The 26,945-nt window shown below is 37.1% G+C and carries 25 protein-coding genes and 1 CRISPR repeat array; of the genes, 6 read left to right on the forward strand and 19 right to left on the reverse strand.

Features of this window, described 5'->3' with window-relative positions:
- Window positions 1-69: 69 nt before the first annotated feature.
- The 6 genes from gluQRS to ACT5E3_RS20715 all read right to left on the reverse strand — a co-directional run bounded on the left by gluQRS (window position 70) and on the right by ACT5E3_RS20715 (window position 6,671).
- On the reverse strand, window positions 70-960 hold the full coding sequence (gene gluQRS / locus ACT5E3_RS20690; protein WP_444995462.1) for a tRNA glutamyl-Q(34) synthetase GluQRS: 891 nt from the start codon (window positions 958-960) through the stop codon (window positions 70-72).
- Between the two features lie 63 nt (window positions 961-1,023).
- Window positions 1,024-1,479: an RNA polymerase-binding protein DksA gene (dksA, locus tag ACT5E3_RS20695; RefSeq protein WP_444995463.1), complete on the reverse strand. Its 456-nt coding sequence runs from the start codon at window positions 1,477-1,479 to the stop codon at window positions 1,024-1,026.
- A gap of 143 nt (window positions 1,480-1,622) precedes the next feature.
- Window positions 1,623-2,084, reverse strand: coding sequence for an HIT domain-containing protein (locus ACT5E3_RS20700; protein ID WP_444995464.1), 462 nt, complete (start codon window positions 2,082-2,084; stop codon window positions 1,623-1,625).
- Entirely contained in the window at window positions 2,077-4,314 is a 2,238-nt protein-coding gene (gene mrcB, locus ACT5E3_RS20705) for a penicillin-binding protein 1B (protein ID WP_444995465.1), read from the reverse strand. Before mrcB ends, ACT5E3_RS20700 begins: the two co-directional genes overlap by 8 nt.
- A gap of 22 nt (window positions 4,315-4,336) precedes the next feature.
- Window positions 4,337-5,089: a hypothetical protein gene (locus tag ACT5E3_RS20710; protein ID WP_444995466.1), complete on the reverse strand. Its 753-nt coding sequence runs from the start codon at window positions 5,087-5,089 to the stop codon at window positions 4,337-4,339.
- A 10-nt stretch (window positions 5,090-5,099) separates the two neighbouring features.
- The gene (locus ACT5E3_RS20715) at window positions 5,100-6,671 is read right to left on the reverse strand and encodes an AAA family ATPase (protein ID WP_444995467.1); all 1,572 of its coding nucleotides are present in this window, start codon (window positions 6,669-6,671) and stop codon (window positions 5,100-5,102) included.
- Window positions 6,672-6,897: 226 nt separating this feature from the next.
- Here ACT5E3_RS20715 and ACT5E3_RS20720 point away from each other — a divergent pair, with 226 nt between their 5' ends.
- The 5 genes from ACT5E3_RS20720 (at window position 6,898) to ACT5E3_RS20740 (ending at window position 11,677) form a co-directional block, all read left to right on the forward strand.
- Window positions 6,898-7,275: a DUF4870 domain-containing protein gene (locus ACT5E3_RS20720; RefSeq protein ID WP_444995468.1), complete on the forward strand. Its 378-nt coding sequence runs from the start codon at window positions 6,898-6,900 to the stop codon at window positions 7,273-7,275.
- A 59-nt stretch (window positions 7,276-7,334) separates the two neighbouring features.
- Window positions 7,335-8,555 carry a multifunctional CCA addition/repair protein gene (locus ACT5E3_RS20725; RefSeq protein ID WP_444995469.1) on the forward strand — a complete coding sequence of 407 codons (1,221 nt, stop codon included), beginning with the start codon at window positions 7,335-7,337 and terminating at the stop codon, window positions 8,553-8,555.
- 205 nt (window positions 8,556-8,760) lie between these two features.
- Window positions 8,761-10,155 (forward strand): hypothetical protein, encoded by a 1,395-nt coding sequence (locus tag ACT5E3_RS20730; RefSeq protein ID WP_444995470.1) that lies wholly within the window; start codon window positions 8,761-8,763, stop codon window positions 10,153-10,155.
- Window positions 10,155-10,844 carry a hypothetical protein gene (locus ACT5E3_RS20735; RefSeq protein ID WP_444995471.1) on the forward strand — a complete coding sequence of 230 codons (690 nt, stop codon included), beginning with the start codon at window positions 10,155-10,157 and terminating at the stop codon, window positions 10,842-10,844. The genes ACT5E3_RS20730 and ACT5E3_RS20735 overlap by 1 nt, the downstream gene beginning before the upstream one ends.
- Complete coding sequence (locus tag ACT5E3_RS20740; protein WP_444995472.1) at window positions 10,838-11,677, forward strand: ADP-ribosylglycohydrolase family protein; 840 nt, start codon at window positions 10,838-10,840, stop codon at window positions 11,675-11,677. The genes ACT5E3_RS20735 and ACT5E3_RS20740 overlap by 7 nt, the downstream gene beginning before the upstream one ends.
- A gap of 326 nt (window positions 11,678-12,003) precedes the next feature.
- A CRISPR array of direct repeats spans window positions 12,004-12,811; the repeat unit is 28 nt; unit sequence GTTCACTGCCGCACAGGCAGCTTAGAAA.
- Window positions 12,812-12,933: 122 nt separating this feature from the next.
- Here ACT5E3_RS20740 and ACT5E3_RS20745 read toward each other — a convergent pair.
- From ACT5E3_RS20745 to ettA, 3 genes are all read right to left on the reverse strand, one after another.
- On the reverse strand, window positions 12,934-13,536 hold the full coding sequence (locus ACT5E3_RS20745) for a hypothetical protein (RefSeq protein WP_444995473.1): 603 nt from the start codon (window positions 13,534-13,536) through the stop codon (window positions 12,934-12,936).
- A gap of 48 nt (window positions 13,537-13,584) precedes the next feature.
- Complete coding sequence (locus tag ACT5E3_RS20750; protein WP_444995474.1) at window positions 13,585-13,884, reverse strand: DUF1330 domain-containing protein; 300 nt, start codon at window positions 13,882-13,884, stop codon at window positions 13,585-13,587.
- A gap of 103 nt (window positions 13,885-13,987) precedes the next feature.
- On the reverse strand, window positions 13,988-15,652 hold the full coding sequence (gene ettA / locus ACT5E3_RS20755) for an energy-dependent translational throttle protein EttA (RefSeq protein WP_444995475.1): 1,665 nt from the start codon (window positions 15,650-15,652) through the stop codon (window positions 13,988-13,990).
- Window positions 15,653-15,866: 214 nt separating this feature from the next.
- On the opposite strand from ettA, the gene ACT5E3_RS20760 reads away from it, so the two are divergent.
- Window positions 15,867-17,567 (forward strand): peptidylprolyl isomerase, encoded by a 1,701-nt coding sequence (locus ACT5E3_RS20760; protein WP_444995476.1) that lies wholly within the window; start codon window positions 15,867-15,869, stop codon window positions 17,565-17,567.
- A 37-nt stretch (window positions 17,568-17,604) separates the two neighbouring features.
- Here the strand turns inward: ACT5E3_RS20760 and ACT5E3_RS20765 are convergent, their stop codons facing one another.
- From ACT5E3_RS20765 to ACT5E3_RS20810, 10 genes are all read right to left on the reverse strand, one after another.
- Window positions 17,605-18,081, reverse strand: a complete 477-nt coding sequence (locus tag ACT5E3_RS20765) for an Lrp/AsnC family transcriptional regulator (protein ID WP_444995477.1) — start codon at window positions 18,079-18,081, stop codon at window positions 17,605-17,607.
- Window positions 18,082-18,202: 121 nt separating this feature from the next.
- Window positions 18,203-19,747, reverse strand: a complete 1,545-nt coding sequence (locus tag ACT5E3_RS20770) for a M12 family metallo-peptidase (RefSeq protein WP_444995478.1) — start codon at window positions 19,745-19,747, stop codon at window positions 18,203-18,205.
- Window positions 19,748-20,083: 336 nt separating this feature from the next.
- The gene (locus ACT5E3_RS20775; protein ID WP_444995479.1) at window positions 20,084-21,121 is read right to left on the reverse strand and encodes a hypothetical protein; all 1,038 of its coding nucleotides are present in this window, start codon (window positions 21,119-21,121) and stop codon (window positions 20,084-20,086) included.
- Window positions 21,118-22,275, reverse strand: a complete 1,158-nt coding sequence (locus ACT5E3_RS20780; protein ID WP_444995480.1) for a hypothetical protein — start codon at window positions 22,273-22,275, stop codon at window positions 21,118-21,120. The genes ACT5E3_RS20775 and ACT5E3_RS20780 overlap by 4 nt, the downstream gene beginning before the upstream one ends.
- On the reverse strand, window positions 22,276-22,590 hold the full coding sequence (locus tag ACT5E3_RS20785) for a hypothetical protein (protein WP_444995481.1): 315 nt from the start codon (window positions 22,588-22,590) through the stop codon (window positions 22,276-22,278). It abuts the gene before it with no gap.
- A 188-nt stretch (window positions 22,591-22,778) separates the two neighbouring features.
- On the reverse strand, window positions 22,779-24,350 hold the full coding sequence (locus tag ACT5E3_RS20790; RefSeq protein WP_444995482.1) for a metallophosphoesterase: 1,572 nt from the start codon (window positions 24,348-24,350) through the stop codon (window positions 22,779-22,781).
- Between the two features lie 115 nt (window positions 24,351-24,465).
- Complete coding sequence (locus ACT5E3_RS20795) at window positions 24,466-24,855, reverse strand: tautomerase family protein (RefSeq protein ID WP_444995483.1); 390 nt, start codon at window positions 24,853-24,855, stop codon at window positions 24,466-24,468.
- 75 nt (window positions 24,856-24,930) lie between these two features.
- Entirely contained in the window at window positions 24,931-25,353 is a 423-nt protein-coding gene (locus ACT5E3_RS20800) for a hypothetical protein (protein ID WP_444995484.1), read from the reverse strand.
- Window positions 25,354-25,411: 58 nt separating this feature from the next.
- Window positions 25,412-25,813: a fosfomycin resistance glutathione transferase gene (gene fos, locus ACT5E3_RS20805; RefSeq protein ID WP_444995485.1), complete on the reverse strand. Its 402-nt coding sequence runs from the start codon at window positions 25,811-25,813 to the stop codon at window positions 25,412-25,414.
- Window positions 25,814-25,863: 50 nt separating this feature from the next.
- Window positions 25,864-26,724 carry a collagenase gene (locus ACT5E3_RS20810; protein WP_444995486.1) on the reverse strand — a complete coding sequence of 287 codons (861 nt, stop codon included), beginning with the start codon at window positions 26,722-26,724 and terminating at the stop codon, window positions 25,864-25,866.
- Between the last annotated feature and the right edge of the window lie 221 nt (window positions 26,725-26,945).

Raw genomic sequence — 26,945 nt, forward strand, 5'->3', positions numbered from 1 at the left:
GAAAGCTATCAATCAAAGCCAGCAATTAAACTGGCTTTGGGTTGATGACTCAAAGTCATTAATGGTTCGTTAACCAAAATCCTCTCTGGTATAAATTTTAGATGCTCGACCAACATTTTCTAACTGCCAGTGTTCGACTCCCCAGGCTAATATTTCACTTGGCTTCAAAAACAACAGTTCAGCATCAACCTCTTGACCTAAGTGTTGGAGCGCTTTCACCAAATAGGCACTCGCTTGTTGGAGAGTTAGGGCTGAAGATAATTTACTCTTACTTAACTTTTGCTGATTTTCATCAACGACTAAAGGCAAATGATAATAGGCGGGGGGTTGATGATTGAAACAATGGTACAAAAAATTCTGTCTTGGCGTTGAGTCTAAAATATCAGCTCCACGCACTACATGGTTAACCCCTTGCTCAATATCATCAACAACAACAGCAAGTTGATAAGCCATTAAATGATCACGGCGCTTGATAACAAAATCTTGAGTATCAACAGGAAGCAGATATGAACAAGGCCCCTGAATTTGATCGCTAAAACACTCAAATCCACTTTCAAAAATAATTCTTAATGCGCAGTTATTGGTATCTTTTAGCTGTCGGGTACGACAAAAACCATCGTAGGAACCTTGATTTCTTTGCTGAATTTGTTTCCGGCTACAGTCGCAGTAGTAAAGCCTTTTTTGTTCAAATAAAAGCTCAATAGCTTGCTGATAATACGCCGAGCGCTGACTTTGATAGGTGACTGGGCTATCCCACTCAAACCCAAAGTGTTTAAGCGTTTGAATAATAGCTTCTGCGGCACCAGGTACTTCTCTAGGAGGGTCAATATCTTCTATGCGAAGCAACCAAGATCCATTTTGTTGTCGAGCTATCAGGTAACTACCTAAAGCTGCAACTAAAGAACCAAAATGCAACTGACCAGATGGGCTAGGAGCAAAACGTCCAATCCACTTTTTCATAACAATTATCTCATAAAACAACAAGTGCTCATTTTAACTTGTTGTTTTATGTTGATATTGCTCTTATCGGTTAATGTGTTTCTCTTTAATTTCATCTAACGTTTTACATTCAATGCAAAGCGTTGCAGTTGGCCTAGCTTCAAGTCGGCGGATACCAATTTCCACACCACATGAACCACAATAACCATAATCCTCTTCATCAATTGCATTAATCGACTTAGTGATCTTTTTCAGTAGTTTACGCTCTCTATCACGAGTACGTAGCTCGATGCTAAATTCTTCTTCTTGACTGGCACGGTCAACAGGGTCAGGGAAGTTAGCAGCTTCATCCTTCATATGACTTACAGTCCTATCAACTTCTTCCATTAGCTGCTTTTTCCAGGCCTCCAGAATCGCTTTGAAATGAGCGACCTGATCTTCATTCATGTACTCTTCGCCACTTGACTCTTTATAAGGATCAATTCCAAGAGCACCAAGAGTTGTAGCTGTTGCTATCTTTGCCGCGTTTTTATTTGGCATTCATTTCTCCGAAGATTAACTGCTTGAAAATTATACAATTTTCCAAAACTCATATCACAAATAGAGACTATCTAACTACTAATTATAGATAGACTTTTTATTTAGGCGCGGATATATATCACATACATTTGCCAAGAACAATGTTATTTTTTCTTTTTTTCACAAACTTTTATCTGCTTCAATTTTAAATTTGGCAACTTTTCAGCCAGTTTTTGCTGAATTTCAGCGACTTTTTCTGCCTGGTATGACTTCATTGGCAATTTGCCCCAAATAGGCGCAGGCCAACAAGGATCTTTTTTATATCTCACAACATGATGCAAATGCAATTGTGGTACTAAATTCCCAATAGCTGCAACATTCAGTTTATCACCACCAAAAATATCCATTAATACTTTTGATAATAAGCTCGATTCCGTCCAAAACAGTGCTTGTTCGCATTCGCTCAATTGGTATATTTCAGTAATATTAGCCCTTCTAGGCACTAATACACACCAAGGAAATTGAATATCATTAATCAACAATAGGCTAGATAATTCAAATTCGCCTAAAATAAAGCTATCTTCAACAAGTTGTTGATGTAACTGAAAAACATTGCTATTAGTCACAAACTTTTAGTCCTTTAGGCAATTCTTCAGCATAAAAAGGAAGTAAACCTTTACTTTTACATGAAGTAAATTGTGAGAAAAAACCGCCAGGTTTATAACCCCAAACTAAACCGTCAGGTAAATTCATATTAATTGAAGGTTCATTTAATTGTATAAATAAATCCCTCCAAACCCTTAGTGCTCCTGTAGCACCAGTTAACTGAGTCGGTTGATTATCATCACGCCCAACCCAAACAACTGCTAGCTTATCTCCACCAAAACCAGCATACCAACTATCCCTTAAATCATTAGTTGTTCCGGTTTTACCTGCATACTGTGCGTTTGAAAACGTAGAACCTATTAATTTAGCCGTTCCTCGATTAACCACTTCAGTTAATAAATACTTCACTAAAAAAACACTCTCGGCATCAAATCGAGTTTCTATCTTTCTTGGATACCTTTGCAGTAATTGACCTTGGTGATCCTGTACAGCTATCAATCCTGCACTTCGAATGCTTCGCCCTTCGTTAGCTAACACTTGATATAAGCGAAGAATTTCAAGTGGGGACATTTCTTTTGCTCCCAATGCAATCGAAGGATAAGCAGGAAGCGCTCTATCAAAACCTGCCTGCATAATAGTATCTGCGACTTTTTCAACACCAACAGACATTGCCAATCTAGCCGTAGCCAAATTATAAGAATTAATTAAGCCCTCTTTTAACTCTATTTCACCATGAGTTTCTTCTTTATAATTTTTGGGCTCCCAAAGACTTCCATCACTTCCTTTTAAAGAAAAAGGTTCATCCATTACTGGTGTGAGCATATTAAATTTTTCATGTTCTTGAAACGCCGCTAAATAAACAAAAGGCTTTATCACTGAGCCGGTTTGTCTATAAGCATCAATCGCCCGATTAAAGCCGCTAAAATCGGGCTGGCGATCACCAACCATTGCTAATATATCACCACTTTGAATATCACTAACAATCACTGCGCCTTGAAGTTTAGCGTCTTTATTGCCTAGTTGTGAGTCAATGGTTTTAAGCCGCTTAGATAACGATGCTTCTGCGCGGCGCTGGACAAGCGGATCCAAACTGGTAAATAGCCGCAACCCTTGGCTATGCAGCTCAGAAAGAGAATATTCATGACGCAACTCTCGCTTAATAAACCCCATAAATGCAGGCATCATTCCCTTACGAGCTTTTGGTTTAGCCACAACCATTAGTTTTCTTGAAATAGCATCTTGGTAATCATCATCGGTGATTAGTCCCTGCTCACGCATTTGTAAAAGAACAAGATTGCGTCTTTGCATTGCATTTTCTTGACTACGCCGAGGATTATAATATGAAGGACCTTTCACCATTCCCACGAGTAAAGCAACCTGGCCTAAATGTAGTTTCTCTAAAGGCTTATCAAAATAAAATTCACTAGCTCGTGCAAAACCATAAATACCGGTATTTTCATTTTGCCCCAAATAAACTTCATTCACATAAGCTTCTAATATTACATCTTTAGAATAATGAAACTCAGTTAATACAGCCATAATCGCTTCACGAAGTTTGCGCCATAAAGTTCGTTCATTTGACAGAAAGTGATTTTTCATCAGCTGCTGAGTTAATGTACTACCACCTTGCCTCACTTCACCTTGACTAATGTTACTCCACAAAGCCCTTGCAATACCTTTAAATGAAAGTCCCCAATGTTCGTAAAAATCACGATCTTCCATAACCAATAATGCGGTTATAAAATTCTCGGGTAATTGTTTTAAAGTAACAAGTTGCCTGTCTTCTGTATTACCTGCCTGGATGCTACCTAACGACAATGGATCAAGCCGTAAAAAACTCACACTTTTTTGAGTTGCAAAATCCTTTAATTCAGTCACCACTCCGTTGTTAATCGTAATTTCTAATGTTTGTTCTGGCTGAACACCATCCCAAAATTTAAAACGCCGCGTATTAATTACCAGCGAATTACCATATTGCTCATATTCGCCTTGGCTAATAGCTTTAATTTTTTTACGATAACCTAATAGTGCAAGTTCTTGCTTTAAATCACTTAATTTAAGTTTTTGGCCTAAAGCAAATGATAAAGGACGAGCAAATACTTTAGCAGGAATGCTCCACGCCTGCTGCTTAAATTCATCTCGCACCATTGAATCAAGATAAACACCTAAAAAGAAAATGAACAACGCGGCAATCAAAAATAAACGAAATAAAATACGCTTACTCCGTTGCCAGATAGATAGTTTACTCATATTGAAATTAATATATCTTCTTTTATTTTAGTGGGACTTTAACCAACTGAGAATGAAACTCAACAACTATATGTTGCTTTGAAATATCTCGTAAGATTAAATCTGGCGCAATCACTTGATTCAGTTTATAAAAAGAGCCATCTAGAATGACAAAACTATCTGCTGGAGTTGCTGCAACAACATAAGAATCTATCACTAAATTAGGAAACTGACTTTTTAGCTCATCAGAAAGTTCTGCTTGTGTAATAACAGGCATATTCTTTTTAGTTTGAGCATCTACCTTTGAGACGTTTTCTACAGCAGTCATTGGGTTGGTAGAGGCAGGCTTTTGACTAACAGAGGAGGGAGCAGGTTTTGTCCGTTTTGTTGGCTTATAAATAGACTTATTAATACTATTATCATCAGTTGTATCGCTAACAATCACATCCGAACCATTGACTTGCGCATCATTTTCAATATTAGTATTAGTCGTATTAATTTTTTGAGTTGATTTTATCTCATCATCCGTATTAGCCTGAGCTTTATCTACAATACTCGCTTTTACGACAGGAGGTTCGTCAACTTGTAAAAAATAAAAGAATACCCAACTGGTAATCAATGCTACGGAAAGCGCCGCACTTAGCAATTGCCAAACTTTTAAGCGCCGCCGTAACCAATCATCTCCCATTAATTCATCATCAAAATGAGCGGCATGAATGTCAGGCACTTTTTCCTGCTCAGTTGCAGTATCGCCTGAATTAGACTTTTGAGTTAATGATTCTAGCAATATTGACAAAATAAATAACCTATTGATTTGGTGTAAGTAATGGTATTCCTATCAATAATTCTGCATTGATTTTAAGAATAGTTTGCATACCTGCAATGCCATCGGGGTTGATTCCACGTTGCTTCTGGAATTCTACCAACTGCAACCTCAATTCAGAAGTAAACTTTTCAAGCGGCTCATTGGTACTTTGGTTAATTCGATTCAACATCAAGGATAACCATTTAACGACTTCTCCACTATCGCCTAATTTAATATCACCAAAATAACCTTCGGGAGCTTGCCATAGAAACAAGTATTCTCCAGTCCAAATGCTCGATAATTCATCTAACTTGACGCGGCTTTCTTTGTTACCCAAAACGATAGTTGCTTCTAAACCATGTAATGACTTGATAACGCCCCAAAAGTTACCTTGTAAACCAGCCGAAAACTTTAACAATGCAGGTCGATTATAATCTCTTAACCGCTGCCAATTACCTTTACCTCGGCTACACTTTAAACCATAACCAGCCGCATAATCACAACCGTCACCATCCTTTACTGGCGAATATTCAAGTTGCCAAAATGACAGTAAATTTTGAAATGATAAACGTCCATTATTATCCCAAAGCTGATCGCCAATGAGGCGCTCCAGTAAGTTTTCATCGACATCAGCTGTACTTAACTTTTCAGGTTTTTGGATAACACCTTTACCTGCTACGGTCTCGGTGCTAGTTTTAGCTGGCACAGGTGCATCATTACCAGCTCTTCCCAACCAAAATGAAAAACCTGCAATTATTATTGCAGCGACTACAGCCGCAACTGGTTTTAACCAGCTAGGGTGACTATCATCGGCCTGCTGTTCAGCAACCTTTTGTTCACCCATGATTTCTTTAACCGCTTGAATCATTATAGGCTTATCAACACGTGCTTTATTTCTAGAAGCAGCAGCAAATAATGCTCGATCACAAATGGTATTAATCAAGCGTGGGATCCCTTGGGTTTTAGCATGTAAATACTCAACAGAATTAAGGGAAAATAACGATTGATTACACCCGGCAATCCTCATTCGATGAATAATATAAGCAATAGTTTCCTTTAATTTTAGAGGCTGCAAGTGATAGCGAGCAGTTACTCTTTGAGCCAACTGCCTTAACTCGCGCTTAACAAGCTTTTCTTGTAATTCGGGTTGACCAACCAAAATAATTTGTAATAGCTTTTTCTGATTAGTTTCTAAATTAGTCAGTAAACGAATTTGCTCTAAAACATCTGTTTCCAGATTTTGAGCTTCATCGATCATCACAACAACGTTAAGGCCTTTTTTGTAACAATCTAGCAAGTACTCACTTAACTTATCGGTCAACAATTTAAGGCTTTTACAGTTCTCTGGGTATTCTATTTTTAACTCATCACAAATGGTTGCCAGCAGCTCTAAACTATTTAACTTAGGGTTTAATACAAATGCGAGCCTGGTCGCTTCTGGTAACTGCTGTAACAAACAGCGACATACCGTTGTTTTGCCTGTACCAACTTCTCCCGTTAATAAAACAAAGCCGCCACCATCTTGCACTCCAAAAGTCAGATGCGTTAAAGCCTCTCTGTACCGATTACTCATAAATAAAAACCGAGGGTCGGGTGAGATTGAAAATGGTCGTTCTTTTAACGAAAAGCGTTCTAAATACATATTATCTAAGTGTGGTTAGGGTCAAAACAAACTCAGTGAATATTTCATGATTTCAATCGTTAAACAAGTGAAAATTACAACACTGCATTTGGTCAAGTCCCTAAAATCAGGTTATATTGACCTTAAATAATAACGATATCCCGAAAAAGGAGTTATGATGAGCGACAACCACAATCTAAGTCAAGAAGAAACCCCACTAACTCAAGATGAAAAGAATATGGCCATGTTCTGTCATTTGGGCGCCTTCTCTGGGATTATTATCCCATTTGGCAGCATCATTGTCCCATTAATCATCTGGTTAACCAAAAAAGAAGATTCTGAATTTGTGAACTATCACGGAAAAGAGTCCTTAAACTTTCAGATAACAATGGCAATAGCCTTTATAATCAGTTTTATTTTAGTATTTGTTATAATTGGCATATTCTTACTAATAGGGCTTGGTATTTTTGAATTAGTCGTTATTATAATTGCGTCTATTAAAGCGAGTGAGGGCAAATCCTATAGTTACCCTTTTAGTATTCAATTTATTAAATAATTCAATGCTTCAGCCCCAAAACGCAAACAATCAGGATTAAGGTATATAGATAAAAGCCTATGCAAATATTTTTAGTCGGTGGTGCCGTTCGAGATCAACTCCTTGAACGTACTGTTACAGAAAAAGATTGGGTTGTTGTTGGGGCGACCCCAAAAGACTTATTAAAACAAGGCTTTAAACAAGTAGGCAAAGATTTTCCTGTTTTTCTGCATCCAGAAAGCGGTGATGAATATGCCCTAGCAAGAACCGAACGAAAATCAGGCAAAGGGTATTATGGTTTTATAATACATGCCGACGAAAATGTTACTTTAGAGCAAGATTTGCTCAGACGAGATTTGACAATTAATGCCATTGCCATGGATGAAAATGGTACTTTGACTGATCCCTATAATGGTCAAGCAGACATAAAGGCCAAAAAGCTCAGACATATTTCTCCCGCTTTTCGAGAAGATCCTCTCAGAGTGTTAAGAGTCGCCAGGTTTGCTGCCCGCTATAGCCACTTAGGCTTCACTATTGCAGATGAAACACTTGAGTTTATGCGTGAAATAGCAAACTCAGGAGAATTAGCGGAACTGTCAGCAGAGAGAGTCTGGAAAGAAACCTATCGCGCGCTAGGAGAAAAGTCACCACAAGTTTATTTTGAAGTACTCAGAAGCTGTAACTCTCTAGAACAATGGTTTCCTGAACTGGCTGCATTATGGGGTGTTCCCAACCCGCCTAAATGGCATCCAGAGGTCGATACAGGGGTTCATACGATGATGGTGCTGGAACAAGCCGCGCAATTATCCGACGACCCCGTTACTCGATTTGCTGCACTTTGTCATGATTTAGGTAAAGGTATTACACCCGCCGAAGATTTGCCGGGACATCCCGGTCATGAAAAAAGTGGTGTTCCCTTAGTCAGAAGCTTATGTCGTCGGCTAAAGACCCCAACTGAATACGAACAACTAGCCAAAATAGCATGTGAATTCCACTTACACCTGCATCGGTTTGAAGAGTTAAAAGCCAAAACAGTAGTTAAATTACTCGAAAAGTCTGATGCTTTTCGCAAACCAGCTCGATTTGCACAGTTTTTACAAGTCTGCGAAGCTGATTATCGTGGCAGAGCAGGATTTGAAAAAAGGGATTACCCACAAGCTGCTTTAATGAAACAAGCGCTTGATGCTTGTAACAGCATCAAACCTCAAACTTTAATCGCAAGGGGCTTTACAGGGAAAAAGTTAGGCGATGCCATTCATAGTGAGAGAGTCAAGAAAGTTAAACTAATTTGCCAGGCATAGATAGCTAACCTGTATCAAGATAAAAAACCACCAAGGTTTCTGATTATGATTTAGCGATATGTGAACTCTGTCAAAAAACTAACTCCACTTCTATTTTTTTATAGCGATATAAAAATAACAGTGATAGATTTCCTTCCCATCATTTTGACTCGCTAATTAACATAAAAATTGATACCCCATTTTTCAAAAAAGGATTTTTGTTGTTATGTCCATTCCTCGGATTATTCAAGACTGTTTCCAAAAAAGTTACCTGCTAATACGCTTCTGTGACATGAGGTTTGTTCCAGCCTTATTGAAACCGCTGGATTTTTGGCATAGTGATGAGGCTTTATTTCTGGTACAACGCTTAGAGCAGACATCAAACGATTGGCAAAACCTTGCTCTCGCAACCAGCGGTTATCAGAGTTGGAAAAATGCCAACCCCTGGTCTTCAATCGAAAAATATATTGCTGTGTGTTTAGCCAAGCGAGAGCTGTTAGTGTTTAAAATTAATCCGGTGAGTGTAAAGATTGAAAGACTACAATTTAACAACCCGTATGGATTATCCTACCGTTTTTTACCCGCTTATTACCGCTTAACGCATTCTGCCTTGCCACTAAAAAGAATAACCGACCTAACAAAAGCGCATTCGCTCGTTCAAAGCCTCAATCTTTCTGATAAACAATTCAATGAGTTAATTGAAACCTTATCAATTTCACCACCTGAGTCAACCAATACAGCTAAACCTATTGACTTACTATGCAGAGCGATTATTTCAGGTGCAGTAATTATTCATGAACGAGAAGCTTTCACGACTTCAAAGCCATTGGTTGAAGAACCTTTAGGACCCAATGACAGGCCCTCAACCATGGGCGTAGAGCCTTATGACCCGGCAAAAGCCTATCAGGAAAAACAGGCAAAAGCGAATCAACCCATACCGCTCAGTGCACGTAAAGGCTTGCCGCCTGCTTCGTTGGATGATGTGGTTCCAAACAAGCTTGGGGATTTATCTTCTGCATCAAACTACACTAATCTGGTATCAAAATTTAAAGGTTCTTCTTCAAAAGAAATTCAAGGTTTTTATTCACAAATGGATAATCTAGGTATCGACTATAAAAAACTTGTTAATGGTGCAATTAATAAGTATGGAATGACACCTGATGAAGCGCATGCTGTGTTTGGTTATACAACAAAATTATTCTATCGAGATCTTAATCATACGTTGGCTAATGGTGGAACCCCTGAGGCACTTGAACTTGCATCATTAATAAAATCAGGGTTAAACAAAATGCCCAGTATAGGAGTTAAACAATATCGAGGTATAAGGTTGGAAGGTGATGCCGCGATAAAAGCTTTTGATTCGCAATTCAAGCTTGGTAATATGGTAGAGTCCAACTTCTGGTCAACAGCTCCAAATGCAAACGATGCCTATGCGGGAACACGTAACTTATTAATAGAAACGAACAGTGCTAGAGATATATCTGAGTTGGCGTTTGGAGTTAACTTCCACCAAAAAGTAGGCAAGCCAGTTTATTCATCCGAGACGATTATTCCCCCAGGAGTTAAGTTTAAAGTAATGGGGGTAGATCAAAATGGCAGAATTATCTTGAGGGAAATGTAATGAATACTATGCAGTATGATGAACTACCATCAATGTTAAAAGCTAGAGTGAATACCGATAACTTTCTTTCAGCATATTCTATTAATGATTCAGATAGAGTAATCGTATGGATTGTTAATAACCAGTTAGGGAAACAAGAAGAGCTTGAGTTTTCAAAATCTGAGAACAAACTTTTATCAGTAGAGGAAAGAGAGGCTGTTATGCCTATTGGTAAAACAGTCATTATTTCCAAGTTGGGAGTTGAAGTGACAACTGAGTATAAATTAGAAGAAGGGACAAATGTTTTATACGAAGTGTATAAGATTCATTCCATTGAATCCAAGACGATTATTGGAAATGCATCGCAAATTTACTTTACTCCCTACAAGAGTTCATTGGAAGAAATCGTCAAAAGCACTCTAGATGATTATCAATTCCCTTTGTTATATAAGGAATGGGACGAGAATGAAAAAATTAACTATTGGGTAGATGTATTATACCGCCTAAGAAGACAAACTGGTGAATCAGGTGGTCACGAAGATGATGTTTTCGATAAGTCTTTATTAGAGCAGATGAAACTGGTTGATCCCAAGATATTCAATCTTCTACAAAATTGTTTAAACCGATTAGCTAAGATTGAACAAATTGATGAAAATGCTTTAACTAGGTCTTTTGAGGCAAAAACTGGATACTCGCTAGCATCATGTTAAAAGAAATTGCAATTGCTGATGCGTATGGAGCTGGCTTTGAATTTTCTTCAAAAGAGAAAGTATCAAAACACAATGATTTGACGAATTATGTTGAACATGATTTATATGGTATGCGAGGAAAATATACAGACGATACTCAAATGTCTATTGCTGTTTCTGAGTTAATTCTATCTAAATCCGAATGGTCGGAAAGAAATATAGCGTCAAAATTTGTTGAATGTTTTAAAAGAGACCCTCGTAAAGGTTATTCGAAAGGTTTTTATTCTCTTTTGAAAGAAGTTGAAAGTGGAACTGAGTTACTAAATAAGCTTAGAAGTAATAGTGACAGAAATGGAGCTGCTATGAGAGCTGTGCCATTAGGAGTTATAAAAGATAAGAATGAATTGTTAACTAAAGCTAAGGCTCAGGCTGCTATCACTCATGATACTGATATTGCTATCAAATCTAGTTGCGCAGTGGCATTGGCGGCTCATTTTGGCTTACATTATCGAGGTACGCTTGAACAACTAGAACTGTTCTTGGAAAGTGAGTCTTTTTCTGGTTGGAATTATGGTTGGTGTGGAGAAGTTTCTGTGAAGGCATTTGAGACCGTAAGTGCTGCCTTTAGTTGTTTGTTGAGTTGTCGAAGCTTAAAAGATTTGTTGAAAAAATGTGTTGCTTTAGGAGGTGATACGGATAGTGTCGCTTCTATTGCTGTGGGAGTAGCTACGTGTTTTGATGAATATGATAAAAAAATACCTCACAACTTGATAGAGTCTTTTGATGAAACATTGTTCGGGATTGAGTTCCTAGAGTCGTTAGATAACAGGTTACTTGAATATACTGTTAAATAGTTCCAAATAGTAATGGGCCGCTACAAGTTAAATTTAGAAATGCTGTAGAATTAGATCAATTCAATAGGTTAAATCAAGTTGACTTCGCAGTAAATTTTTTTCTGGACAGCCTGACTTTTTTATGAATGGAGTTGAATATTTGATTACCAATAATAATCCAAATAAGGTTAAAATAGCTTCGGTTATCTTATTTTGACCTTTTATTTTTGCTCTTTAAAAATTTTCTTGTTAATCAATAAGTTATATTATGGCTTAAAAACTTTGGTATTTTGGCCAAAAACTAGCTAAGTGACTGTTGTCACTTATTTTTTTATGTTTATACTGTTGTTCACTGCCGCACAGGCAGCTTAGAAAGACACTGTCAGCATCGTTTTTTAACATGAATTGTTCACTGCCGCACAGGCAGCTTAGAAATAATTAAGTATTCATCTTCCATTTTCTAACCTGTTCACTGCCGCACAGGCAGCTTAGAAATTACAACTTAATGAGACGAATGACAGCAGACGGTTCACTGCCGCACAGGCAGCTTAGAAATAAAACCGACAAGCCAGAAGAGTTTTCAGAGCGTTCACTGCCGCACAGGCAGCTTAGAAATTTTATATCTCTTGATACAAGAGTGTAGTTAAGTTCACTGCCGCACAGGCAGCTTAGAAAAATAAATTGAATTTTGAGGCCGATTTTAGACTGTTCACTGCCGCACAGGCAGCTTAGAAATGTCTGCTTTGCTAGCATTTCAGGCGTGTATTGTTCACTGCCGCACAGGCAGCTTAGAAAGAAAGGCATTCTTAATCTATCCATTCGATTACGTTCACTGCCGCACAGGCAGCTTAGAAATCTAGATCATGGATTTTGGAGTTATGAATCAAGTTCACTGCCGCACAGGCAGCTTAGAAATACATCGAACGACCCAGAAAACGTACAAGAAGGTTCACTGCCGCACAGGCAGCTTAGAAACAAGCGCCGATATTACCGGAAGCGTTAACCCTGTTCACTGCCGCACAGGCAGCTTAGAAAAATAGAGTTTCAGGTTCAAGGAAGGATGGATTGTTCACTGCCGCACAGGCAGCTTAGAAATTTAACCATAGAATCAACGTAACCTGAGCCCTGTTCACTGCCGCACAGGCAGCTTAGAAAAAGTTGATAAAGTTTTTCTGGACAGCCCTGACTTTCGGGCTGGAAAGAATTTAGCTCAAATCTAAACTGACAGATAACGTTAAAAAACGGGTAACTGCCAGTTCAAGTTTAAGCGACTACAACTAAACACCATCATCAGGATTAAGCGTTCTCTCAGCCAAGTCAGCATCACTTTTTTGCTTCCAAACCACTAAGTAGTCCTTCATTTTTTGCACAATATCAGCATGGTGCTTTTTCGACCACGCAATTGACTTATCAGTGTTTTTAACTAAATGCGTTTTATTTAACCACGACTTAAAATCGCTTGTACTCGTATTATATTTCGTTGTGCCATCATTTCTGATAGGCCAAATTGAAAAACGAGCTTTCCAGAACCCCATTCTTGGCGTAACAATACTGTAGTATGTTTTCCCGGCAACGACATTAGCTTCTAAAAAGTCAGCCGCTTCAGAAACGACCATAAAAGTATGTTTGCCAGGCTTAGTGTTGTAAGCCAACTTAGTACCATTAGCTAATATGCCCACAAAAACAGGCTCATTATCGACAATTTCAAAAATGGATGAATTAATTGCACCGCCGACAAAACTTGAACGCATGAATACAACTTGTGCTTCACCTTCTTTCGCTTTCTCCAAAGGCTGATCTTTAAGCACTTGCATTGGGTTTGATGCACACCCAGTTAGAATAACTCCAAGAGTTAGGATTAAAATTTTAACGAACTTCACTTTATGGCTCCTTTAATTATTTATTAAGTAACTACTCTAATATAAAAACTACTTTTCATAATGAGAAATTATTGTTGTCTCACTAACCGATGGATTAAAAAATTTTTCTCTAATTGATAGATAATCAGGGTTGGCAAAAAACTCATCTTTTTTAGCAGAACTAGGAAAACGAATAGTAAATACTCGATTTATTTTAGCCTCAACTTCAGACTTAAGTACTTCACTTATTTTTAAATCATAACCAAACTGACCACCCAAAGAATGCAAAATTGGCGTCATAGCATCTCGATATTTTTGATATCCAACATCGTCAACTACATTCAAACCAACCAGTATTTCATATGCCATTATATTTCTCTCTATTGATTTCAATAAAACAGTCATTCGTAGCACTAATATTATTTTCTATACACTTATTAGTGCTATCCTTAATACACTTTAAGCAATTTTCTTACTCAATTTTGCGATATTTTATTCGGGTAGGCGTGTCGGCATCAGCCCCAAGTCGACGCTTTCTATCTAGCTCATACTCAGCATAGTTCCCTTCAAACCAGACAGTTTTACTATCTCCTTCATAGGCTAATATATGGGTGGCAACACGATCTAAAAACCAACGATCATGCGATATCACTACGGCACATCCAGGAAATTCGAGTAGTGCATCTTCTAATGCTCGCAGCGTCTCAACATCCAGATCATTGGTAGGTTCATCAAGTAATAATAAGTTACCACCACTTTTTAGTAACTTAGCTAGATGTACGCGGTTGCGCTCCCCCCCCGATAAATCTTTTATAAATTTTTGTTGGTCGCCACCTTTAAAGTTAAAACGCCCAACATATTGTCGTGAAGGAACTTGATAATTACCTACTGTAATAATATCTGAGTCATCAGAAATCTCTTGCCAAACCGTATTGGTATCAGTCAGACTATCTCGTGACTGATCAACATAAGCTATTTCCACCGTTTCTCCAACTCTAAGCTCGCCAGCATCTGGCTTTTCCAAATCAACCAACATTTTAAATAAAGTCGACTTACCTGCTCCATTGGGTCCAATAATTCCAACAATACCACCTTGTGGTAAGTTAAAATTTAAATCTTCAACTAAACACTTATCTCCAAAACCTTTTTGGATATGATTGGCTTCAATAACCAAGTTACCTAACCGGGGACCGGGTGGAATATAGAGATCGCGAGTTTCATTTCTTTGTTGATATTCTTGTGAAGACAGCTCATCAAAACGTGCCAGTCTTGCCTTGCTTTTTGCTTGACGGCCTTTAGGGTTAGAACGTACCCACTCCAGCTCTTCTTTCATTGATTTAATACGAGCAGTTTCTTTCTTCTCTTCTATTTGCAAACGCTTTTCTTTTTGCTCAAGCCAAGAAGAGTAGTTGCCTTCCCAAGGAATACCATGCCCTCTATCAAGTTCTAGAATCCAACCAGCCACATTATCGAGGAAATAACGATCATGCGTAATCGCAACCACAGTACCTTTAAAGTCTTGCAAAAACCTTTCTAACCAAGCCACAGACTCAGCATCTAAATGGTTAGTCGGCTCGTCTAATAAAAGCATATCAGGCTTAGATAATAGTAATTTGCATAAAGCGACTCGACGCTTTTCTCCTCCCGATAAATGCTTAACTTCTGCGTTCCACGGTGGTAAACGCAAAGCTTCAGCGGCTTTATCTAACATACGGTCAACTTCCCATCCACCAGCTGCCTCAATCTTATCTTGCAATTCTGCTTGCTCTTTCAATAAGGCATCAAAGTCAGCATCAGGATCAGCAAAAGCATTACTAACTTCTTCAAACCGGGTTAAAATTTGTTTTATTTCGCCAATACCTTCTTCAACATTACCACGTACATCCTTAGTTTCATCGAGCTGAGGTTCTTGTGGCAAATAACCGATATTAATCCCTTTTAATGGAATCGCTTCTCCTTCTATCTCTTTATCAATGCCAGCCATAATTCTTAATAAAGTTGATTTACCAGCACCGTTTAATCCTAACACCCCTATTTTTGCACCAGGGAAAAAACTGAGAGAAATATCTTTTAAAATGGTTTTCTTAGGAGGGACAACTTTACTGACCCGGTTCATCGAATAAATATATTGCGCCATAAGATTAAGATCCTTAATATTTTTGTCGCTGCGATACTTTGAGTGATAAATTTGAGTTATAAAATAACCAAACACCATACTAGCTAAATGCTAGCTAAACGTTGTACCTTGTTTGAATAGTTCCACTACGAATTTTAACACTTGATTACTTGTAGATGTAGACTCTTTATCAGACAATGCCAATAAATCTGTAATTTATTGAAAGGATTAGACAATGCGATTGTTAATTTTTGTAATATTTATACTGCTGACTTTTTCGCAGTCACCAGAATCAATAGCTAAAGAAAGCACAACCGCGCCTCTTATCCATGAGATTTATCAACAAGTTGATCTTCGTATTGCCAATTCACCAGTATTTCAAAAAGCCTTAGCTCATCAAGATTTAGCAGTACAAAAAACAGCCTTATTAGGCCTGGGCAGAATTGGTGGAAAAGCAATCATTAACCGCGTTGCACCATTTTTACAACACTCAAATGAAGTGCTTCGACAATATGCCGCACTAGCTTTAGGGATCTGTGGCAACAAAGAAGCGGCTCATTATCTCTGGCAACGTTTACCTAAAGAAGATTCACTCAAAGTCAAAAAGGAAATTTATTTAGGTCTTGGTAATCTAGGGCAAAATAATCTGATTAGCAAAATGATGAAAAGACTCTCTAAGGAAACTTCATCTGAAGCTCAAGGTTACTTGTTTCAGGGATTAGGAATTGCGTTAACATTTCATAAAGAATTAAAAGATGACTTTGCAGATCTTAATTATGATCTACTATTAAAAAAGTTTGCTCAACAAAAAGTTTTATCGGCCCAATTAGGCCTATTTCTATATAGAGTGCCCAATATCGAAAACTACTTAAAGCATGAGACTTTACTCAATATTTCAAAACAGACACTCACTGAAGAACAGTCAATTTACTTAAGTAAACTCATCTTTAAAGCTACCAAGAAAAAGCACAAAGCTAATAGAGCCTTGCTGGCTTGGTTAATCGAACAAACAGAGTCAACTCACCTTTACTTGAGTTTAGAAGCCACCAGGAACCTTGGGAACCTTTTACACTATCCACAAACGCTTATTCAATTAGGAAAGCTTCACGTTTCTTCTAATGAATTGCTCGCGCATACGGCTTTAAAAGTACTTGCAACATCAGATCTTAAAACCGATAACGTCACTAAGTTACTCAAAAAACAGTTAAAAAATAATAATCCAGCAATGGTTGTTGAAGCATTAACAGGTCTTATCAAACGTCAATCTAAAGATGATATGAGTTGGGTTGTAAAATTATTTAAACATCCATCGGCTTTCGTAAAAATACAACTAATATCACAGCTCAAAGCAAAATCAGAAACAGAATTTAATAATGTTATTAAATTTTTAACGCAAGATCCCAATAAAGCCGTCGCCAAGCTGGCTATGGAAAGTCTAACAAAAACGTTAGAGCCAGTTGAAACAGTCTCAGAAACGCCAAGCTTTAATGAAGCTCTTAAAGCCAGTAACCAACAAGTACTTTTTAAAACAACAGTAGGCAACATCACCCTACAAATGTCTGAACATGCCCCCTACACTAGCTGGAATTTTATACACAACATAAAAAACGGCTTTTACAATAATAGTTACTTCAGTCGGGTCATCGGAAATTTTGTTGCCCAAGGCGGTGATACAATTGGCAATGGAGAAGGCTCTACTAATAAAACAATACGTGAAGAAATTAACCTACTAGCACACATCCCAATGACAGTTGGTATGGCAACAAGAGGAAAAGATACAGGCACCTCACAGTTTTTTATTAATACAGGACGAAATCAACATTTAGATAGGAACTATACAATTTTTGCTCATGTCATTAAAGGGCAAGAAATTGTGATGAATATTACTAACGGTGCAAGAATTTTAGATGCTAGCGTGGTTAATATTAATCACTAACCACGCTATTAGTCACTAAGATAAATACTCCATTCAATCAGGGGGCTTTAATTGGGATCCCTCTCATTGGCTTGCAAATATCCAAAACCATTGATGTATGCACTTTAGCCACGCCATCAACCGCAGCAATTTTGTCATTGACCAATAAGTTGAGTTGTTGAGAGTTTTTAACCATTACTCTCAATTGCAAATCATGGCTCCCGGTAATATGCAAAATTTCCACAACTTCATCGATCGACTTAAGCGCATCCAAGACTTGATTTCGTTTTTCAATAGAGTGGTCTTCAAAGTCAACAAAAACTAAACTAACGACATCAAACCCCGCTTTTCTGTGCCCGAGTACCGCAACATAACCTTTAATGTATCCAAAAGACTCAAGCTTTTCTATCCTTGAATGACAAGCGGGTGCAGACAACCCAACTTGTTCCGCCAACCGATTCAACCTAATACGACCATCTTGTTGAAGGATACTTAAAATTTTCCAATCAACGGCATTTAAATTTATTTCTATCATCTGTTCGTATAATTTGATTTAAACGTAAGTCAATAGTAGAGCAATTGTAAACTAATGAAAAGATTCCATTGTCTACAATTACATTTTATAAACATAAGTTATAACAAAATATTATAACGCATTATCTAGATGCACAATAATAAACATAACTACGTATGGTTTGACCCGGTTGAGAGCCAAAACCTAATGCCGGGTTTTTCCCAACAGAGCTATGACAATAACTCATTACCGTCCCTTGACCTGAAGCAGGCAAACCAGGAACTCGGCAACTTCCTTCGGTAAACCCCGCACAACCATCAATAGCCGTATTATTTCCATTCCAAACACAAGCATGAGTATGACGCGCCCCCAGAGTATGACCTATTTCATGTACATACACATCGACGGTCCAAGAGTAATAAGGGAAATATGACCAGCTCGAATTGACTTTTGCCATAGATAGCCTATTTAATCTATTTCCGCTACAAACTCCACCTATATCATAGGCTAAACCACCACTATTTGCAGAACCAGGCCCAGTTAATACAATACCAACATCTGAATTTGTGACCGATGAGCCATCGTAATAATTAAATTGTTCGATTAAGTAGGCCCCTTTTGCAGAATCATAAACAGGTGAGTTTGTATAATATAGCCACCCTTCGCTATAAAGGTTAACCCCCTCAACGCTATAAACTGCAGCGGCTTGATTCAGCACAGAGCTGACCCAGTTTGATAAATAACCTTCTCCTACAGCATAAGTTAAATACCCTGAGATTACCGTTTTCGTTGTAAAGTAATAATCATACAACGCCTTAGTATCTTGCATACCTGCACTTTTCTTTCTTAGATTAAGAATATCTTTTGAATAGTCTAACCCACTACGTTTTAAATCAGCACTTAAAGTCGAGCCGCACTCATGCAAACTATTTTCTTTTTCGATGCTATCAACTTTAAAAACAACATGGCTTTTATGGTTTGAGGAATCTTTTAGTTTCATACGTCCAATATTTAAATCTCCCATTTGATGAGAGTGAATTCGTCCCTCTATTGAGTTTTTAAATAAACTGATAGCAACAATAGAATCTTGTTCTCCAGACACAACACCATGATAATGCACTCCAAGATCAAGCTGGTTTCGATCAAGTTGTTTACCATTCTCTTCTGGCGAACTTTTTTTCATAAATAAAGCGTTGTCCGTATAGAGTTTGTTCCGAAATAACTTTACTTTAACGCCCGACTGATTGGCCGAAGTCAATCCACTGGAGTTTTTTCCATTGATAGGAAAATTTATTATAATGGTTTCCTCAGGATTACGATAAAGCTTAGTCAGCACTTGCTGGTTTAAAGTCATAAAGCTCGCTTGAACTTCATTGGCTTTCTTAGCAAAATCAACGGCAGCAGATTTCTCCATCCGAATAGCGCTTCGACTCATAGGAGTAAACAGTTGATGTTCATTAAACGTCATTCCACTATGACTTAATGAGACAATTTTCTTTTGTAGCAAGTTAGGTTGAGATTTTTTAGGGTCAATTGGTTGCTCAGCAGTATATATATTTTTATTAGTTTCTGTATTTGACTTAAGACTAGTCAGTCCATCTTTTGCGACAGCGTTTTGTAAAAAAAATATTCCAGAAAAAATAATTGATAAGTAGGGTATTTTATAATAGTTGTATGTGTTTTTCATATTAGCTCCCTCCTAGTTTGTTATGAGCTAAAATGATAATAAAACAGCTTTGCGCAGATAAAAACGTTCAGAATTTAATCAACACAAATAAACTTTTTAATTTAATTATTCTTAACACAAGATATTATTAACGCGAAAAACTTAATAATAAAAGAAAAACAAACAATACGTCTGGTTTAAGGAAATATCTAATCAATTTTTTTTAAATTTTTACTAAGAAAAATAAGTTTTTGAAGCTTTTGTTAAGTTTAATTTTTGATAAAAATAAAAAAGTGATAAAAATGGTATTATTTACTATATATTTTTTTATATTTTGACTCAAAAACAATAATAAACTCACCTTTTATTTAAATATTTTACAGTTGCATAAAATAAACAGTCTCTAGTTGCAATTTCTAAGATTGTCGTCACCATAAATAACTGCATCGTTTGACGAGTAAAGAAACAACCATTTTTGGTTTCAATGAGTTGATGTATTTGCTCATTTCCTTGTTCATCAATTGCCTGTAACGGCAAACCTTGTTTAACATCATACCAGCCTAAAAACTCGCCAGCTGGTGTTATATCTTTATTAAGTTGTTCGACATCGGCGCGTAAAGTAATATCTGTTGTAGGTAAACGGTTATGTGAAAAACCAACAGAAGCATCAGCAACTAATTCAACTCGAATTGGATGGCGATGGACTAAAATATTATGTTCTTCACCTAAAAATAAGTTGGCTCGTGTAAAGTAATTATAAAGACCATCCGTTGCAACTTGGTGAGAGTATATTTCGCTCGCACCTCCACATTCTAAAGTAATAATCGGCGCATTAAATGATTGCTCCATTAAGGCTCCAACGCTTAACCCCGTTAAAATAATTTTATTAGTAAACAGTGAAGCTAACGCAAGAGTTTTCTCACATTCATTGACTGCAACGGCAAACGCAGGACTGCTACCTGATGTATTATGCAAATCAACAATCGCTTCAGGTTTCACTTCATTTATTGCTTGCATTATCTGACTAGCACGTATGGCCACTTCTGAAGAGTCGCTTATTGAGGCAGAAAAATAGCGATTGAGATCTTCACTATTAGCAATATAGCGATGAGAAAAAATGGGTTTATTTTTTGCTGCTTCAGGATTACATATAATTAAACGAATATTAGTTTCTGGTTGACTGTCACTTAGCAGCCATAAATGACTAGCAATAAATCCCGAAGGTTCATTACCATGTATTAGTGTAGTTACTACACGAGTTCTTGAAGTATCCTTACCTTTTATATCAAATATAGAAAGGCCACTAAGTTGGCGTAAAAAACCCAGTGCAGTCGGTTTAATTTGCTTACGAAAGTTATCATCAAAATAAGATGGATTGGCAGATAATAAACTCATTTCCAACATTGCTCCCACTCACTAACCGGTTGCCCTCCCATCTGATTAATAAAATAACGCTCCATCATTTCCGCACAAGCCTGATCATTATTCATTGTCTTTCTTAAATGCCGCAAAGTCTGCTTTTTCCAACGAGCTCCAGTCACCCCAAGCGTTAGTCTTCGCTGAATAATATTTAGGTATTTATCTCTTTCTTGCAAGTCTATTGATAACTTACTCAGGCCATCATTAGCTACTTGTAACATATCATCAATCACATTTCTTATTGGAACTTCAACAGGCTTATTTTGATATTTTTGCGGCCATAAAATAGTTGCATCTAATCCACCTTTAGCGGCTCGATAAAAGTTATACTCAGCAAATCGAAATGGAATTCTGGCAATGTATTCGTCAATCCTATCTTCTAAACCGACTGCCATTCCAATTGAAAATGCAGCATTTGCCGACATATCTAACGCAGTAGGCCCCGCAGGTAACGCTCTAAACTCAATCCTTAAATGCCCATTTCCTTGATTAGAATAAATCGCTCTATGCCAAGGCCAAGTAGTCCCCATGTGCAAATTTAGCTCTGCTAGTTCTGGTACGCTTTGCTCATCATCAGGAAAAATCTCAGGAAAAATAGGTTGATAAAGATTAACCGTTTCAGAAAAAAGCTCCCAAGCACTTTTTCTAATCCAACCATGACCAAAAGTAACCCTGGAAGGTTGCCTCCACCCAGATGCATCAGGTATACGGTTATCAATTGACTGCTTAAATAACACAACCCTTGTTTCATCCCAGGCGCATTTCCCTAAAAACACTCCAGAATTAGCTGATACGGCCAATGCCATAGGCAAGGTTAATTGAGCTGCGTTAAACACATTGGCAAACTTATCAGGCTTTGTCATTAAATGAACTTGAAATGAAGTATTTGCTCCTTCAACACAAACTTCCGAAGTGAAAAAATCAACAGGTTCATCACCTTCTATTTTAATATGAAAAGGCTCTCCTCGTTGTTTGAGTAGTTCACGAGCCAAGATTTTATAACGTCCTAATTGAGTCATATAATCATAGGACAAATGATTTTCTTGAAGAGTTGGTAAAATACCAACCATTAAAGGTCGCGTATTAATTTTTCCACCAACCGTTCTTAAGTAGTTAAACTTGGTTAGCATTTATTTAGTTAGCTGACTAAATGGTTTACCTTTAGCTTTTACTGGTGATAAATTAATTTCTAAATTAAACTTATTTAACTCAGTTTGAAATTGCTCATCTTGCAGCATTTCTAAAATTTGATGGCTAACCGGGTTGACCTGACTTTGCTCATTTATTAAATAAACTTCGAGCTCAGCGCCAATACAAGTCTCTCCAGAACCAAAATCTGGCCTGGTTAACACCTCTTTTAATATATCAACTTGATCATGAATTTTTCGATTAAATCTTTCATAATCACTTGCGGAATATTCTTTTTCTTCTATTTCTCGGCCCATGACTATCCCTCAGTCTTATCATTGAGTATTCACAGAGTATCATATTAAAAGCGAACCACCTTAACCTAGATCAAATATTGAAAACAATGAAACTGAGCGATATATTTTTATTTACAGTTGACTCATTAATACAAGCCATACGACATATATAGAAAGTACTCAATATTCTAACCAATGCTATTTTACTATTAATTGGAAACAGAAATACCTGTTGAAAACTCACAAATTCCCTGAGCAAGGTTTTGTTGACTGGCACAATTGGCAATCAAAATATTCTCAGGCGGGTTAACTAACTGAGCTTTCCATTGCTTATTTTTTAGCTCCATTGTTAGATATCCAAAAGCAGAATACTTGTTACCTTTGCTCTGTAAAAAATTATTTGTTGTTAAAACATTTGCCTTTAAACTATCAATTTGACTAGTAAAAGCGCCATCAGGGGGAGAAGAATCTAGTGCCACTCCACTTGAGCCTATCACGAGTTGAGGAGGGCGCTTTAACGAATTAAAACTCACACTTTGAAAACGATGCATATGCCCAGCAAGCACTAATTTAACTGCATTAGGTAGAGCCTTGTTAGCCAACTTACCAATTGCTGCTTGCATCATCTGATTAACACAACCGTATTGTTTTTTACTTGTACAACCCACACTACCACTATCATAAAATGCTGTTACTCCCCAAATTGGACGATGCCCCATTAACCAAGTTGTTTTATTGCTAACAAGAGACTCAACTTCCTTAAACACTTTTTCATAAATAGCTGTAAAAGGAGAGTTAGAATAACTATCGCACGCATTAGCAGAATCAATAACGACAATATCTAGTTGTTTAAAACTGATTTTATAACTTGGGATTTGCACAGTATTTTTAAGCGCGCTTTGTTCAACATTAGGGACCGGGCAATTTATTTGCTGACTCCCTGCCACTAAGTTTGAATGGGGATCTAAAAAATAAAAATAACCGGCCCCTGCACGACTACAAAGCTCATGGTTACCTCTCGCCACTATCCATGGCGCGGCAGCCATTAAATGACCTGCCGAACGAAAAACATCATCATGCCAATTACTCCAAATATCAGGAAAGTTAGAATTAAGTGCAGACTGACTATAAAAGGGAGTCTCTAAGGTTTGTTCACAGTGTTGCTTTTCTGTACTTCCATCTCCAGCATCATAAGGCCACTGCTTCACCTGAGCTAGCTCACCATCAGCGTTTTTTTGGGTAAAATACACATCGCCTGAAGTGCCGCGATAATTATAATCCCCCATATGTAATACAACATCTGGCTTTTCTTTGGCTCCAGCATCGGCAAGTGATTTAAAAGGTTCAGCGGGGGTGCCTTTGGCACATCCATCTTTGCCTGATTTAGGTGCTTTACACCCCGTATCACCAAAAACCTGAATACTTTTAGGGTTAGATTTTGCGACAGGTAACTTAAACGAAGTATCTTCAAAATTAATTTGATATGCAGTATCAAAGTTAATCAGCGCTTCACATACAATCACTGAAAAATGATTGGGGTTCTCTCTTGGTAACATCGCATAACTTTTTGAGCCTTTACCAACCTCAGATACAGAAGGACAAAGCAAAGCTTCTTCTATGACTGTTCTGGCAATGGCAACATTTCCCCCTTTAGGGGTTTGCCCCAAAATGACATAGTATCCGTATTGCTGATCCGAACTGGCGATGGTCGCAGCCTGCAAGTTCGATAATGAAACAGTTAGTGTAAAAAAAGATAAAATCAATATTTTGAGTAAAGTCATGTTATTCCCTTTATGCTTTGTTATTTTTATCAATATAATAGCTTTTAAAAAAAAGTTTTGTTAAAAGATATTATTTATAAAGCAAATTGAGATACTTATTCTTTACTCATCAATTTCAAACATTTATCTTGTAATTAAGTTGAATCTCATCGCCATGCATTCCACGAAATCCCCAATTACAAGCAGGGCTTTCATAAATACATATTTCTAGATCCATATAAGTAATTCCTACTTGTTGCTGAATTCTGTCAAACAGCAAACGAATTAATTTTTTCTTAGTTTCATCAGCGCGTCCCTCAATCATAGAAATTTCAATAATAGTATAAGCATCTGTTCTGCCACCAGGCATAAAAAAGTCTTCTTTATCCAAATAAATAAAGCGATGTGCACGTTTATCTTCAGGCATACCCAATGCATCCATTACACATGAGTGAATAATATCGGATAGTTTTTCTCTTTGGGGTTTTAAATGTTCTTTAACACCATAAATTTTTACTTGTGACATAAACTAGTCTTCAACCTTTCTTTTAACAATATAATTAATTAACCAAAAAACTTTAATGAAACTCTTTTATAATGACTATCTTTTTTTATTATATATGGTAACTGGATGACACCAGTTTTGACGCCACCTTTCCCGCTTTTGCTGAGCAGTTTGATGACTAAAGCTTAAAGCTACAGGATCAGGAAATTCGTGCTTATTTTTAAGTTGGTTAGCATTTAAAGCCCCCCAAGTTTTCTCATCAATTTCAACAGTCACAAATATAATTTGCTCACAACGACCACATTCATGAAATACAGCATTTTTAGAACCATGTTGAGTTGTATTATGTAAATTCGTATTTCTAATCCACGCCTCAAAACTAGACTTTGGATTAGTCACATAAACTGCCGACTTTGATAAACAGTAATCACACTGACATGCCCTAGGAACTAGCCGATTATCTGTGTTATTCCAGATAACTTCAATATTTTTACAATCACAACTGACGAGCATATTCATATCAAATACTCCTGAAGTTGAAAAAAGCCAACCAGTTTTTTTCAATTAACCTAGTCACTTATAACCATATTAATCCCTTATAAGGCTTGCTTTTCAGGCTTTTTAATCGGCTCTCTAAATCACCAGAATGGACTTCTAATTGATGTCCATCTGGATCAAGAATATAAAGCGACCCACCTTCACTACAATTCGTTTTCCACTCTACAACACCCAATTCATTTAACTTCTGGCACAATAATGGAAAATCAGATTTTGCAACGTCAAATGCAATATGGGTATAGTCCTTCCCAACTTGAACAGCACTATCACGCGATAAACATAGCCATAATTCACCCAAAGTTAAATATGCTCCAGAATCCCACTTGACATGTGCATGAAAACCTAATGCCTGCTCATAAAACTCTAGCGAGTTTTCTATGTCACTAACAGCTAAAGTGATATGATTTAGACCTCTCAGCATAACTAACCTTAATTATATCATTAACCAGTTTTATATGATTTTATCCATTTTTATTTAATTTGTTTTTTCAACCAAGCGGTAAAATCTTTATCCATTGAAGTCCCCCATAAACGAATCAATGCTTGATATCGAGGCAAATCACCAGCTCGTAAAAAAACCAGCATTTCTTCTACCTTTTCCCGTTGATTCTCTATCATATATCGAACAGCAAAATATCCCCATGAGTAGACTCGCTCTCCTCCTCCATTCATTTCATAACTCGTGTCAAACAACTCACTTAATTTATATTTTTCTACCTGAATGGAAACATCTTTAACTGCTCGCGGATGGTCGTGATACTTAGCAATATATTCAGCAATTCCTTCCGACCACCAGACAGAATGAGGTAATAATGGCGCTGGTTTTGGACAATTTTCAGGTGGACTATGAGAATCATGCAAAGCTGCACAAAAATCACCATAGGTGTTAAATCGCCCATCTAAATAATGAACATACTCATGGCGTAAATTCCAAATCACTTTCCCTTTTTCATAAGTAATAAACTCTGCTTGATTACCCGGCTTATCGGGATACCCTTCTAAATACATACCTCCATTATCAGTCGGCATATTAAAGTGTCCCGAAGCATGTTTGACATATTCATCCCTTGAGTTATAAACATTCACTCTCAAGTTTTTATTAAAATCATGCTTAACAGGTTTACCTTCAGTATTAAAAATTTGATGAAATTTTGCTTCCTGCTTAGACAACACCTCACAAGCTTCATTTTGTTGGGCTATTGTTAACTTTTGAGAACGTATGACAAGAGTTGGACTACAAGTTTTTATTTGTGTTAAAACTTTATTAATTGGTAACTCTGATGCATTAGAAGGTAGACTTATTAAGGCAAGGAGCAATGCTAAATGTTTCATTTTTAACCTCTTGTTTTTCCAATAAACCTGCATTGTATTAACTATTGTATTCAATAACAATTATTTTTTTGTGTTAATAAAATCCTATTTAAAACATAACACATATTATCTAACCCCACGCTTTATATAGCATATACAAAAGCTCTGAGTGACAAAACCAGGAATATTAAAGCTTTCAACACTCATAATGCAGTAGAGTTATTTAAATGAGTAAAAGAGTT

Source organism: Aliikangiella litoralis (genome assembly GCF_052495765.1).

Bases quoted from the DNA above. Each gene is read 5' to 3' on its own strand.
- ACT5E3_RS20720 (WP_444995468.1), top strand. From the start codon at position 6,898: ATGAGCGACAACCACAATCTAAGTCAAGAAGAAACCCCACTAACTCAA.
- ACT5E3_RS20780 (WP_444995480.1), bottom strand. From the start codon at position 22,275: ATGCTAACCAAGTTTAACTACTTAAGAACGGTTGGTGGAAAAATTAAT.
- ACT5E3_RS20795 (WP_444995483.1), bottom strand. From the start codon at position 24,855: ATGTCACAAGTAAAAATTTATGGTGTTAAAGAACATTTAAAACCCCAA.
- ACT5E3_RS20765 (WP_444995477.1), bottom strand. From the start codon at position 18,081: ATGATAGAAATAAATTTAAATGCCGTTGATTGGAAAATTTTAAGTATC.
- dksA (WP_444995463.1), bottom strand. From the start codon at position 1,479: ATGCCAAATAAAAACGCGGCAAAGATAGCAACAGCTACAACTCTTGGT.
- ACT5E3_RS20790 (WP_444995482.1), bottom strand. From the start codon at position 24,350: ATGACTTTACTCAAAATATTGATTTTATCTTTTTTTACACTAACTGTT.
- gluQRS (WP_444995462.1), bottom strand. From the start codon at position 960: ATGAAAAAGTGGATTGGACGTTTTGCTCCTAGCCCATCTGGTCAGTTG.
- ACT5E3_RS20810 (WP_444995486.1), bottom strand. From the start codon at position 26,724: ATGAAACATTTAGCATTGCTCCTTGCCTTAATAAGTCTACCTTCTAAT.
- ACT5E3_RS20715 (WP_444995467.1), bottom strand. From the start codon at position 6,671: ATGAGTAATCGGTACAGAGAGGCTTTAACGCATCTGACTTTTGGAGTG.
- ACT5E3_RS20725 (WP_444995469.1), top strand. From the start codon at position 7,335: ATGCAAATATTTTTAGTCGGTGGTGCCGTTCGAGATCAACTCCTTGAA.
- ACT5E3_RS20770 (WP_444995478.1), bottom strand. From the start codon at position 19,747: ATGAAAAACACATACAACTATTATAAAATACCCTACTTATCAATTATT.
- ACT5E3_RS20750 (WP_444995474.1), bottom strand. From the start codon at position 13,884: ATGGCATATGAAATACTGGTTGGTTTGAATGTAGTTGACGATGTTGGA.
- ACT5E3_RS20730 (WP_444995470.1), top strand. From the start codon at position 8,761: ATGTCCATTCCTCGGATTATTCAAGACTGTTTCCAAAAAAGTTACCTG.
- fos (WP_444995485.1), bottom strand. From the start codon at position 25,813: ATGCTGAGAGGTCTAAATCATATCACTTTAGCTGTTAGTGACATAGAA.
- ACT5E3_RS20800 (WP_444995484.1), bottom strand. From the start codon at position 25,353: ATGAATATGCTCGTCAGTTGTGATTGTAAAAATATTGAAGTTATCTGG.
- ACT5E3_RS20740 (WP_444995472.1), top strand. From the start codon at position 10,838: ATGTTAAAAGAAATTGCAATTGCTGATGCGTATGGAGCTGGCTTTGAA.
- ettA (WP_444995475.1), bottom strand. From the start codon at position 15,652: ATGGCGCAATATATTTATTCGATGAACCGGGTCAGTAAAGTTGTCCCT.
- ACT5E3_RS20775 (WP_444995479.1), bottom strand. From the start codon at position 21,121: ATGAGTTTATTATCTGCCAATCCATCTTATTTTGATGATAACTTTCGT.
- ACT5E3_RS20785 (WP_444995481.1), bottom strand. From the start codon at position 22,590: ATGGGCCGAGAAATAGAAGAAAAAGAATATTCCGCAAGTGATTATGAA.
- mrcB (WP_444995465.1), bottom strand. From the start codon at position 4,314: ATGAGTAAACTATCTATCTGGCAACGGAGTAAGCGTATTTTATTTCGT.
- ACT5E3_RS20735 (WP_444995471.1), top strand. From the start codon at position 10,155: ATGAATACTATGCAGTATGATGAACTACCATCAATGTTAAAAGCTAGA.
- ACT5E3_RS20760 (WP_444995476.1), top strand. From the start codon at position 15,867: ATGCGATTGTTAATTTTTGTAATATTTATACTGCTGACTTTTTCGCAG.